The sequence below is a fragment of the Salegentibacter sp. UBA1130 genome (genome assembly GCF_002311535.1).
GTDB lineage: Bacteria > Bacteroidota > Bacteroidia > Flavobacteriales > Flavobacteriaceae > Salegentibacter > Salegentibacter agarivorans.
In genome coordinates, this window is the sequence record NZ_DCAP01000032.1 from 26,154 (window position 1) to 38,169 (window position 12,016).

At 37.8% G+C, this 12,016-nt stretch carries 10 protein-coding genes; all 10 read left to right on the forward strand.

Annotated features, from left to right (window positions below; all coding sequences use genetic code 11):
* Positions 1 to 87: 87 nt before the first annotated feature.
* A complete protein-coding gene (gene pxpA, locus B4F31_RS13145; protein WP_093302160.1) occupies positions 88 to 828 on the forward strand; it encodes a 5-oxoprolinase subunit PxpA in 741 nt (246 codons plus the stop codon).
* Positions 829 to 851: 23 nt separating this feature from the next.
* A complete protein-coding gene (pxpB, locus tag B4F31_RS13150) occupies positions 852 to 1,556 on the forward strand; it encodes a 5-oxoprolinase subunit PxpB (RefSeq protein WP_286761470.1) in 705 nt (234 codons plus the stop codon).
* Positions 1,546 to 2,403, forward strand: coding sequence for a biotin-dependent carboxyltransferase family protein (locus B4F31_RS13155; RefSeq protein WP_286761471.1), 858 nt, complete (start codon positions 1,546 to 1,548; stop codon positions 2,401 to 2,403). The genes pxpB and B4F31_RS13155 overlap by 11 nt, the downstream gene beginning before the upstream one ends.
* 961 nt (positions 2,404 to 3,364) lie before the next feature.
* A complete protein-coding gene (locus tag B4F31_RS13160) occupies positions 3,365 to 3,751 on the forward strand; it encodes a hypothetical protein (RefSeq protein WP_075326397.1) in 387 nt (128 codons plus the stop codon).
* Positions 3,752 to 4,456: 705 nt separating this feature from the next.
* On the forward strand, positions 4,457 to 5,245 hold the full coding sequence (locus B4F31_RS13165; protein ID WP_286761472.1) for a sensor histidine kinase: 789 nt from the start codon (positions 4,457 to 4,459) through the stop codon (positions 5,243 to 5,245).
* The gene (locus B4F31_RS13170; RefSeq protein WP_286761473.1) at positions 5,238 to 5,870 is read left to right on the forward strand and encodes a response regulator; all 633 of its coding nucleotides are present in this window, start codon (positions 5,238 to 5,240) and stop codon (positions 5,868 to 5,870) included. Before B4F31_RS13165 ends, B4F31_RS13170 begins: the two co-directional genes overlap by 8 nt.
* Positions 5,871 to 6,094: 224 nt before the next feature.
* Positions 6,095 to 7,618 carry a bifunctional GNAT family N-acetyltransferase/carbon-nitrogen hydrolase family protein gene (locus tag B4F31_RS13175; RefSeq protein ID WP_037320845.1) on the forward strand — a complete coding sequence of 508 codons (1,524 nt, stop codon included), beginning with the start codon at positions 6,095 to 6,097 and terminating at the stop codon, positions 7,616 to 7,618.
* A 443-nt stretch (positions 7,619 to 8,061) separates the two neighbouring features.
* The gene (gene ilvD / locus B4F31_RS13180; RefSeq protein ID WP_075326407.1) at positions 8,062 to 9,735 is read left to right on the forward strand and encodes a dihydroxy-acid dehydratase; all 1,674 of its coding nucleotides are present in this window, start codon (positions 8,062 to 8,064) and stop codon (positions 9,733 to 9,735) included.
* A gap of 11 nt (positions 9,736 to 9,746) precedes the next feature.
* Positions 9,747 to 11,480 carry a biosynthetic-type acetolactate synthase large subunit gene (gene ilvB / locus B4F31_RS13185; RefSeq protein WP_075326409.1) on the forward strand — a complete coding sequence of 578 codons (1,734 nt, stop codon included), beginning with the start codon at positions 9,747 to 9,749 and terminating at the stop codon, positions 11,478 to 11,480.
* Positions 11,480 to 12,010 carry an acetolactate synthase small subunit gene (gene ilvN, locus B4F31_RS13190; RefSeq protein WP_075326411.1) on the forward strand — a complete coding sequence of 177 codons (531 nt, stop codon included), beginning with the start codon at positions 11,480 to 11,482 and terminating at the stop codon, positions 12,008 to 12,010. Before ilvB ends, ilvN begins: the two co-directional genes overlap by 1 nt.
* Positions 12,011 to 12,016 lie beyond the last annotated feature (6 nt).

The window sequence follows — 12,016 nt, forward strand, 5'->3', positions numbered from 1 at the left end:
AAGGTTTCTAAAACCTTGTAGGTATAAAGTTCCTGATATTGTATAGAAATTTAATTAGTAGAAAGTTGCATAACTTAATATAAAAAGATGAAAAAAATCCATATAAACTGCGATTTAGGTGAAGGCGGCGACTTTGATGCAGATCTAATGCCGCATATTTCTGCCTGCAATATTGCTTGCGGTGGTCACGCAGGAACTCTTGAAACCATGCAGCAAACTATTAAACTTGCCGTGAAGCATGGAGTAGAAATAGGGGCGCACCCTTCTTATCCCGACAAGGAGAATTTTGGAAGAAAAACTATGAAGATTTCTGCGGAAGAATTGCAGCGTTCTATTGTTGCGCAAATTTTAAGTTTAAAACAATTGGCCGAAGCAGAAGGGGTAAAACTTACCTATGTAAAACCTCATGGAGCACTTTATAATGAAGCTGCAAAAGACGAAAAAACAGCTCAAATTATCATAGATTCTTTACTGGAATTCGATCAAAATTTAGCGCTTTTTTGTCCAGTAAATTCTGTGATTTCTAAACTTGCGAAAGGGAAAATTCCAATCGTTTTTGAAGCTTTTGCCGACCGAAATTATAACCCAGATTACAGCTTGGTTTCGCGTTCAAAATCCAATGCTTTAATAAGCGAAAAAGAAGCCGTTTTTGAACATCTTTTTTCTATGTTTTCTGAAGGAAAAATTACCTGTGAAAATGGTGCTAAAATAAGTTGCGTCGCCACTACTTTTTGCCTGCATAGTGACACGCCAAATTCAGTTGAAATTATAAACTTTTTACAGCAGAAATTTGCTGAACACAATATTAAAATTAAGAATGCAAAATGAATGATTTTCCTAAAATAACACCGATGGGGGAGCGGGGAATTCTGATAGAATTTGAGCCTGAAATCAGTGAAAGACTTCTCAGAAAGCTTCTTTTTTACAAAAATAAACTGGAAGAGTTTTATGATGAAGTAAATGTTGAGGTAATCAATACATATAACTCGTTGTTAATTAGTTATATGTTCAGTATAGAAAACGTCTATAATGAGGTTTCAGCGATTAAAGAGCTGTTTGGAGAGGCTAAGATAGGAAAAATAAATAACCAGCAAATTTTCCACTTACCGGTTTGCTATGAGGAGGAATTCGGTTGGGACCTGGAATACATTTCCAAAGAAAAAAAACTCTCAAAAAAAGTAATTATCCAGCTGCATACCAAACCATTTTATACGGTGTTTTTCACAGGATTTTTACCCGGATTTTTATATCTGGGAGGCCTTGATAAAAAGCTTCAAATTTCGCGTAGAAATGAACCCCGAATGAAGATCGAAAAAGGGGCTGTTGGAATAGGAGAAAACCAGACCGGGATTTACCCGAAATCCAGTCCCGGCGGATGGCAAATTTTGGGCAATTGTCCAGTTCAATTTTTTGATAAAAATAACGATCCGCCTTGTGAAATTTTGGCTGGCGATAAAGTGAAATTTTATTCGGTTTCCAAAGAAGAATTTGAAGAAATTTCAGAGCAAATTTCCGAAGGAACTTTTCAACTAAAAAAAGAAAATTATGAAGGCTGAAGTTGAAATTTTACATCCGGGATTATTTTCAACAATTCAGGATTTTGGTCGTCGCGGATTTCAAAAATATGGAGTTCCTTTAAGTGGAGTGATGGATAGGATCGCTTTAAAAACCGCCAACCTTATTTTGCAAAATCAGGCCGATGCCGCAGTGATGGAAATTACACAAATGGGTCCCAAACTTAAATTTTCAGCAGCTACAAAAATCGCCATTAGCGGAGCACATCTTTCTCCAAAACTAAATGATACTGAAATTGACAATAATGAAGTGGTGAAAATTCACGAAGGTGATATTTTATCTTTCGGAAGGCCGGAATACGGAATGCGTTCCTATTTAGCAATCCTTGACGGATTTAAAACCGAAAAAGTCCTGGGAAGCCGTAGTTGGTACGAAGATATTACCAGCCACGAAAAGTTCGAAAAAGGAATGAAGCTTCAATACGAAGCTTCTGAGGAGGAAAAATATGAGACTCACGCTGCCATAAAGTTTGATAATGAATATCTTAATTCTGAAGGAATAGAAGTTTTTCCCGGCCCTGAATTTGAAAAACTGCCAGAAACTTTAAAAAGTCATTTAAGACAGAGTAAGTTTAGTATTGATAAAAATAATAATAGAATGGCTATTCAGCTAAGTGAGCTCTTAGAGAACGAACTGCAGCCTATTATTACCTGCCCCGTACTTCCCGGAACCGTTCAACTCACTCCCGGCGGAAAATTAATCGTTCTTATGCGCGATTGTCAAACCACGGGTGGCTATCCTAGGGTTTTGCAACTAAGTGAAAAAGGAATTAATATGATGGCGCAGAAAAAGGCAGGGGATAAGGTTAGGTTTTTGTTTAAATCTTAATTTTTTTACGTCATTCTGAACTTGTTTCAGAATCTAATATGTTAAACGCCCCAACCCCAAAAGGGGGGAGAAGCATTATCCTGAAAAAGTAGGGTTATATTTTTCTTTATACTTACATCATGCTGAATTTATTTCAGCATCTAAGTTGGTTTGAAACCGAAAACTAATCAACAAGAGATTGCCACATCCCGCTATCGCAGTCCTGATAATGAATTTGATAACAAATATTAGTGTATTCGTGGCAAGCTGAACTATCTTTTGGGTTTTAAGTGGTTTTGAATTCCCTGAGAACAAGACCTTGAAATAAATTCAGTGTATCGGTTGGAACAGCATTAAGTTTGAGAAGATCCCGATGTGAAATCGGGATTAGTTCGCTCTAATATTTTAAATGCGGCCAGAGGCCTTTTTAAAACATAGGCTCACTAAAATAAAAAAGTGCCGCCCTGGTTACGAGAAGCTTGATTACCCTACCAATCAAACTCCTCACCGTTGACGACACTTTTTTGCCCCAAAACACTTTAGCTAACTAAAATGACTATGTCAAAAGTAGAAGATAAGTACGCTCGTCACAAGGGGAAAAATCCCCTTTCTTCTAAACGTTATGCTGAATTTATTTCAGCATCTAACATGTTAGACCTCCGAATGAAATTCGAAGCAGGCTCTGAAACAAGTTCAGGGTGACGAACTGTTTTCAAGAAGAAGATAATGGGATAAATAAAAACTCCCTCTATGGGGACTATGGAGCTCCTACGCACAGTGATTTAAAAAAACATTCGTGTATTCGTGGCAACTTGTAATCTAGTTCGACCAAAAACTGAGAACCCATAACTGAGAACCGAGAATCGAAAACTCACAACCCACAACCAACAACCGATAATTGAAAATCAAAGATTTGCCAAAATGAAAAATTCTCCTAAATTTACCTTAACAAAAAATTAAGTTTTTAACCAACCAACTTAAAATGAAAAAACCGAAAAAATGCATTAGCGTTGACGAAGCGCGCAGGGAACAGGACGAATGGGTGAAGACTCGTGGGAAAGATATTAGGGAAGCCGAGGGTTATGAAGATACCCGCGAATTCTGGTATAGTGTGGACGAACTACAGGAATACCTGGATTACGTAAAGGAGAAATCTAAAGAACAGGGTGTAGAAAAACCGGGGATTCGGTTTTATTTAGGCGCTTATCCTAAAACTAAGGAGAAAAAAAGCTATACCACCATGTTCCTGTCCCCTACCAAAGAAGCTGTGGGAGATGCAGCAACTGCCGGGGAAGATTCTGACCCTAATAATTATGAAATTGAGCCAATGAATATAATCCAAGGCGGTCATCCGCCTCGTAATTATTAATGGAAGAACTTGGTTTTCTAGTAATTCTACTTGAAGGTTTTGCTGCTATTTCCGGATTATATTACTATCAAAAAAAACCGACTGATAAAGCGGTCGGTTTTTTTTCTTATTTTTTATTGCTTACTTTTTTTGTAGAAGTACTAGCTACAATACCTGCAATAATTTATTGGAATGAACCTTTACATTTTCTGAAAAATACTTTTTTGTATAGCAATTTCTGGCTTTATAATCCTTACCTTATTATTAGTTTCGTAGTTTATATTCTATATTTCACCTGGAATATATCAAATAGAAAAATAAGACATGTTGTTAATACGAGCTTGATCTTCTACACTATTATCTGTGTTATCAATCTGATTTTTTCAGATGTATTTTTTAAAAGTCATTCTGTAGTGACCTACATTTTAGGAAATTTTTTGCTGTTAGGAGTGATTTTCTATTATTATTTTGAAATTTTACTGAGTTCTAAAATTCTAAACATCAAAAGAGAGATCAGTTTCTATATTTCCATTCCTGCACTTCTGTTTTTTTTAACTACTACACCTATTTTGATTTATTATAAATATTATACTACTCAGAGTCCGGAATTTATTAAGCTAAGTAGATCTGTTTTAATTGGTTTGAGTATTTTCATGTATAGTTCCTATAGCATTGCCTTTTTATCTCTGGCCAACAAGAGAAAACCAACTTCTAAGAATATAACAAATGCTTTCTAAAGAAGAAATTTTACTTATCATCTATTTTGTGGTAGTTATCCTACTGTTAACGGCTTTTGTAATCGTTTTTTTTGTGGTGTACCAAAGGCGTAAAAATAAAATGCTGCTAGAGCAATTTGAGGCTAAACAGCGTTTTGAGCGGGAAATTTCCCAATCGCGTTTGGAAATGCAGGAACAAACCTTAAAAAATGTGGGTTGGGAATTGCACGATAATATTGGTCAGTTACTTTCTGTTGCTAATATGCAGTTGAATATTTTTTCAAGAAGCCTACCTGAAGCCGAAAAAAACTCAGCTTTAGAAATTAAAGAAACCGTGGCGAATTCACTTCAGGAAGTGCGTTCGCTCTCAAAATCCTTAAACAACCAGGTGATTGGTTATGCCGGTTTGGTGGTTTCTGTAGAAAATGAACTGGAAAGGTTTCAGCGTATGGACGTTATTGAAACGGAATTGAAAGTAACCGGAGAAAAACAGGAAATTCCGCAGCAACACAGCATTATTTTATTCAGAATACTTCAGGAATTCTTTTCTAACGTGATCAAACACGCAAAGGCTTCAGCATTAGATGTTCATATTAATTTTACTTCCGAAGAAATCATCATTACTGCAAAAGATAACGGGATGGGATTTGATATGGAAGGGGTAAAGAAGAATTCAGGGTTATTCAACATGGAAAGCAGGGCAGCGCTGATACAGGCAAAGTTTGAGATGGAAACTTCTATAGGCGCGGGAACTTCCTTATCTTTACGTTATTCTTTAATGGGGCAACAAGATGAATAATACAGTAGCAATTGTAGACGATCACACTTTATTTTCACAATCTTTAAAAAACCTGGTGAATTCTTTTGAAAATTACGAGGTTAATGGCGTGCATAAAAACGGGCATGAACTGGTGACTCAATTTAAAGCCAACCAGCCTAAACCCGATTTGGTATTGCTGGATATTAGAATGCCTATAATGGATGGTCCTGAAACGATGGCCTGGCTCAAAGAGAATTATCCCGACCAAAAAGTTTTGGCGCTTACTATGGAAGACGATGAGGAAACCGTGACTTTTATGGTGAAATTGGGTTGTCGCGGTTATCTACTAAAAGATATAGATCCAGATGAGTTTAAATTTGCGCTGGATGAAGTGATAAAAGAAGGCTTTTTCTATAGCGATGCGGTTTCTGAAGCCATTAAAAATAAGGATAAAGAAAATAAACTCGTTAACCTTACCAAACGCGAACTGGAATTTCTTAGCCTGGCCTGTTCTGAAATGACCTATAAAGAAGTGGCAAACGAAATGAATCTTAGTCCGAAGACTATAGACGGATATCGCGAAAGTTTGTTTCAGAAACTAAACGTAAGAAGCCGTACCGGTTTGGTGCTTTATGCTATTAAGCATAGAATTTTGCTGTTGTAAGCTTTTTTTATCTCCATTTTAACGTCATGCTGAACTTGTTTCAGCATCTAGGTTGAAAAGTAGTTAAGCTCTACTTAGACCCTGAAACGAGTTCAGGGTGACGTCAAACTGATTTTAAAAGGTCATAGGTCAAAATAACTATTCGCGAATTCAAGTCAAATCCCTTTCCCATTTTTAATAGATAACTTTCTGCTGTATCTTCGCAATCTCAAAAAAATAATGTCGTGAACGAAACTCCCAAAATTGAACTTCGAAATTTAAAGCTTAAAGATTATCAGGAACTCAAGGTTTCTATGATAAAGAGCTACCAGAAAATGCCAGAGGAATACTGGAGTAAAGATGAAATTAGGAATCTGGTCAATAAGTTTCCCGAAGGACAGTTTTGCATTATTATAGACAATAAAATTGCTGGTTGCGCACTTTCTATCATTATAGATTCTAAAAAGTTTGATGAAGATCATACTTACGATGAAATAATTGGTGGTGAAAATTTTTCTACACATACTAAAAACGGTGATATTTTATACGGAATAGATGTTTTTATTCATCCAGATTACCGCGGAATGCGCCTGGGAAGACGTTTATACGAAGCCCGAAAAGAGGTTTGCGAGCAGCTTAATCTCAAATCTATTGTGTTTGGTGGTCGTATTCCTAATTACGCGACATACTCTAAAGAACTAACCCCAAAAAAATATATTGAAAAAGTAAAACTGCAGGAAATTCATGATCCTGTTTTATCTTTTCAGCTTTCCAACGATTTTCACGTAAAGAAAGTGATTAAAGGTTATTTGCCGGGCGACGCCGAAAGTAAAGAATACGCGGTTTTGATGGAGTGGAATAATATTTACTACACCAAAACCACCAAATTGATAGATACGCCTAAAACCGTGGTTCGTCTTGGTTTGGTACAATGGCAAATGCGACTTTTTAAGGATTATGATGCGCTGGTTTCACAAATTGAATTCTTTGTGGATGCGGTAAGTGATTACCAGAGTGATTTTATCCTTTTTCCTGAATTGTTCAATGCGCCACTTATGGCCGAATTCAATGAGCTTACGGAACCTGAAGCCATCCGCGGACTTTCTACCTATACCGAACGTTTGCTGGAAACTTTCCAGGAATTTGCGGTGAATTACAATATAAATATCATTACCGGAAGTATGCCAATGGTAATTGGTGAACACATGTATAATGTTGGTTTCTTATGCCGCCGTGACGGAAGTTATGAGCGTTATGAAAAATTACATATCACTCCGGCTGAAGAATCGGCCTGGGGAATGAAGGGCGGTAGCAAACTCCAAACCTTTGATACCGACTGTGGAAAAATTGGGGTATTAATTTGTTATGATATTGAGTTCCCTGAAGTCGGGCGAATTTTAGCCGAAGAAGGAATGAATATTCTTTTTGTTCCGTTTATGACTGATACCCAAAATGGATATTCTCGTGTAAAAATATGCGCACAGGCCCGGGCGGTAGAAAATGAATGTTATGTTGCTATTGCAGGATCTGTAGGAAATTTACCTAAAGTAAATAATATGGATATTCAATATGCTCAAAGCGCGGTATTAACGCCATCAGATTTCGCATTTCCCGTAAACGGAATAAAAGCCGAAGCTACTCCTAATACCGAGAGTACCTTATTGGTAGATGTTGATTTAGACCTCTTAAAAGAACTTCACGCCTTTGGTAGTGTAAGAAATATGAAAGACCGCAGGAAGGATTTATATTCTTTGAAGAAGAAAAAGTAGTTCTCAGTAAGCAGTCTCAGTTCTGACTTATCAGTTTTCAGTAGGAAGTATTAGATATTTAAATTAACTTATTAACCGTCATTGCGAGGCCAGCGGCCGTGACAATCTTTTCTAAAAATGTAAATTATTTTCAGAATCTGGTATAATTATCAAATTATTAGAAATTCAGCTTAAAACATTTAAAACACAAAAAATAATTCAATAAATTAAGAATTTTTCAAAAGCCCGAAATCCAACGAATTTCGGGCTTTTTCTTACTGTAATTTTTCTTCTTGAAAATACCTTTTCAGCTATCGTAATTAAAACACGATTAAAACCCTGTAAAACAGTTATTTAAGTTAATTGTTTTTATTCCGAAAGTAGTGCTTTCTATACTGCAAATTACCTGTTGAATTCTTATCGGCTTACTTTTAATCTTTAAATCACACGAAGAAGAATAAGTAATGCACAATAAATTCAGTAAAGTTTTAACACAAAGCGATTCGCAACCGGCATCACAGGCAATGTTGCACGCTATAGGTCTAACCAAAGAAGATTTTAAAAAACCATTTGTGGGTATTGCCAGTACCGGTTACGAGGGTAATCCGTGTAATATGCATCTTAACGATTTGGCAAAATTGGTTAAGAAAGGTGCAAATGAAAACGAACTTGTTGGTTTAATTTTTAATACTATTGGCGTAAGCGACGGGATTTCTATGGGAACCCCGGGAATGCGTTATTCGCTGCCATCCCGTGATATTATTGCCGATTCTATGGAAACGGTAATCCACGCGATGTCTTATGATGCGTTAATCACCGTGGTAGGATGCGATAAAAATATGCCCGGTGCGCTTATGGCAATGCTGCGAATTAACCGTCCTGCGATTTTAGTGTATGGTGGTACAATTGCTTCAGGATGTCATAATGGTAAAAAACTGGATGTGGTTTCTGCTTTTGAAGCCTGGGGAGCAAAAACTGCCGGGGATATAGACAAAGAGGAGTACGATAGTATAATTGAGAAAGCCTGCCCTGGTGCAGGTGCCTGCGGCGGAATGTACACCGCGAACACTATGGCTTCTGCAATTGAAGCTTTGGGAATGGCCCTGCCTTATAATTCCTCAAACCCTGCGGTAGGAGAAGAAAAGAAAACTGAAAGTGAGGAAGCCGGGAAAGCGGTGCGCCTGCTAATTGAAAAAGATATTAAGCCTCGTGATATTGTGAATCGTAAATCGTTGGAAAACGCGATTCGTTTACTTACGGTTCTAGGTGGATCTACCAATGCGGTATTACACTTTTTGGCTATTGCGAAATCGGCCGAAGTTGATTTTAGTTTAACAGATTTTGAAAAAATATGTGATAGCACTCCGTTTTTAGCCGATCTAAAGCCAAGCGGAAAGTATGCGATGGAAGATGTGCATAGAATTGGCGGAATTCCAGCGGTTCTAAAATATATGTTGAAGAACGATATGCTTCACGGCGATTGTTTGACGGTAACTGGAAAAACTCTTGCCGAAAACCTTGCCGATGTTCCAGATATGGAAGAAGGTCAGGATGTATTTAGACCTTTAGATAACCCGATCAAGAAAACAGGTCATATTAGAATTCTTTACGGAAATCTAGCTGAAGGCGGATCGGTAGCGAAAATTACCGGAAAAGAAGGTTTGCAATTTACCGGAACGGCTAAAGTTTTTAATAGTGAATATGATGCTAACGATGGAATTTCAGAAGGAAAAGTAAAAAAGGGGGATGTCGTCGTCATTCGGTATGAAGGGCCAAAAGGCGGTCCTGGAATGCCGGAAATGTTGAAACCTACTTCAGCAATAATGGGTGCAAAACTCGGTAAAGATGTGGCTTTAATTACTGACGGAAGATTTTCTGGGGGAACCCACGGTTTTGTCGTCGGGCACATTACCCCGGAAGCCCAGGAAGGTGGTTTGCTGGCATTCTTGAAAGATGGAGACCAAATTACCATAAACGCTGAAACCAATAAAATTGAAGTTGCGCTTTCAGCAGAAGAAATAGAGAAAAGAAAAGAAAACTGGAAAGCACCCGCTTTAAAATTTAATAAGGGTGTGCTTTACAAATATGCAAGAACGGTTTCTTCGGCCTCTCAAGGTTGTGTTACCGACGAATTTTAATAAGGTGAATTATGGAAGTTAAAACAGCTAGTTTCGAAAAAACGGCTTCCCCAAAAGCAACCACGGTTTCAGGAGCTGAGGCGGTGATAAAATGTTTGCTAGAGGAAGGGGTGGATACGCTTTACGGCTATCCCGGCGGAGCAATTATGCCCGTTTATGATGAATTGTATAAATACCAAACCCAAATTCACCACGTCCTCACGCGCCACGAACAAGGCGCAACACACGCGGCACAGGGTTATGCAAGAGTAAGTGGAAAAGTAGGAGTAGCGATGGCTACGTCTGGTCCTGGAGCCACGAATTTGGTCACAGGAATTGCCGATGCACAAATAGATTCTACGCCAATGGTGTGTATCACCGGGCAGGTAGGTTCGCATTTACTGGGAAGTGATGCTTTTCAGGAAACCGATATTATTGGAATTTCTACGCCTATTACCAAGTGGAATTATCAAATTACAAAAGCAGAAGAAATTCCGGAAATTCTGGCAAAAGCATTTTTTATCGCCCGCTCTGGAAGACCGGGGCCTGTATTGATTGATATTACCAAAGATGCGCAGTTTGCTACCCTTGATTTTTCGTATAAAAAATGTTCCGGCATTAGAAGTTATAAACCTAAGCCTGAAGTTAATTTAAAGGAAGTAGAAAGAGCCGCGGAAGCAATGAATAATGCTAAAAAACCAATGATTGTTTTTGGCCAGGGTGTGATCTTAGGTGGTGCTGAAGAAATATTCGAAAAAGTAGTAGAGAAGTCGGGTATTCCGGCGGCGTGGACTATTTTAGGTCTTTCGGCTATGCCAACCGATCATCCGCTTAATGTGGGAATGGTAGGAATGCATGGCAATTACGGCCCTAATGTTTTAACAAATGAATGTGATGTGCTTATCGCTATAGGAATGCGTTTTGACGACAGGGTAACCGGAAATTTGGAGAAATATGCCAAACAAGCTAAAGTGATCCATTTTGAAATAGATCCGGCTGAAATTAACAAAAACGTACACGCTGATATTCCGGTTTTAGGGAATGTAAACGAAACGCTTAAAGTTTTATTAGAACTTTTAAAACCAAATAAGCACGAAGCCTGGCATCAAAAGTTCAAGGAGCATTATAAAATTGAATTTGATAAAATTATTAAAAATGATCTAAATGCCGAACGCGGAAAAATTGGAATGGCCGAGGTTATTGATGAGATTAATAAATGCTCTCAAGGAAACGCGGTAATTGTTTCAGATGTTGGCCAGCATCAAATGGTGGCCTGTCGCTATTCAAAATTCAACCAAACCAGAAGCAATGTAACTTCCGGTGGACTTGGAACAATGGGGTTTGCGCTTCCGGCTGCAATTGGCGCAAAAATGGGCGCACCAGAGCGCGATGTGGTTGCAGTAATTGGAGATGGTGGTTATCAAATGACTATCCAAGAATTAGGAACTATTTTTCAGACAAAAGTTCCCGTAAAAATTGTGGTTTTAAATAATGATTTTCTTGGAATGGTGCGGCAGTGGCAGCAATTGTTTTTTGAGAAACGATATGCTTCTACCGAAATGATTAATCCCGATTTTATAACAATTGCCAAAGGTTATCATATTAAGGCCAAACAGGTTAGTAAAAGAGAAAATTTAAAAGAAGCGGTTACGGAGATGATGCAATCTAAAGAGGCTTATTTCCTAGAGGTAAAAGTTGAACAGGAAGAAAATGTTTTCCCTATGGTTCCTACCGGGGCTTCAGTTTCTGATATAAGATTAGAGTAATGGAAAAGAAAAATTTTACGGTTTCGGTTTATACCGAAAACAACATAGGTTTGTTGAGCCGAATTGCTGCTATTTTTCAAAAAAGGCATATTAATATAGAGAGTATTACAGCCTCCAGAAGTGAGGTGAACGGAGTGATGCGCTTTATAATCGTGGTGCAGGTTACCGAAGATCAGGTTAAGAAAATAGTTGGTCAAATAGAAAAGCAAATTGAAGTAATTAAAGCTTTTTATCATACCGATGAGGAAATGATCTACCAGGAAACTGCACTTTACAAAATAAATTCAGCCGAGTTTGTTGATGATCTTAATATCCAGGATTTTATAAAAGAATCTAATGCACGTATCGTGACGGTTACGCCAAAGTTTTTTGTAATTGAAAAAACCGGAAAACGCCACGAAACCGATAGCCTTTACGAAAAATTAAAACCTTATGGATTGATGCAGTTTGTACGTTCAGGCACTATTGCCGTAACCAAGAACGAAATGCCAATCTCGAACATTTTAGAACAATTTGATACAACCAATTAAATAAAA

Coding starts and splice junctions, on each gene's coding strand:
- pxpA (WP_093302160.1), top strand. CDS start 88: ATGAAAAAAATCCATATAAACTGCGATTTAGGTGAAGGCGGCGACTTT.
- pxpB (WP_286761470.1), top strand. CDS start 852: ATGGGGGAGCGGGGAATTCTGATAGAATTTGAGCCTGAAATCAGTGAA.
- B4F31_RS13155 (WP_286761471.1), top strand. CDS start 1,546: ATGAAGGCTGAAGTTGAAATTTTACATCCGGGATTATTTTCAACAATT.
- B4F31_RS13160 (WP_075326397.1), top strand. CDS start 3,365: ATGAAAAAACCGAAAAAATGCATTAGCGTTGACGAAGCGCGCAGGGAA.
- B4F31_RS13165 (WP_286761472.1), top strand. CDS start 4,457: ATGCTTTCTAAAGAAGAAATTTTACTTATCATCTATTTTGTGGTAGTT.
- B4F31_RS13170 (WP_286761473.1), top strand. CDS start 5,238: ATGAATAATACAGTAGCAATTGTAGACGATCACACTTTATTTTCACAA.
- ilvD (WP_075326407.1), top strand. CDS start 8,062: ATGCACAATAAATTCAGTAAAGTTTTAACACAAAGCGATTCGCAACCG.
- ilvB (WP_075326409.1), top strand. CDS start 9,747: ATGGAAGTTAAAACAGCTAGTTTCGAAAAAACGGCTTCCCCAAAAGCA.
- ilvN (WP_075326411.1), top strand. CDS start 11,480: ATGGAAAAGAAAAATTTTACGGTTTCGGTTTATACCGAAAACAACATA.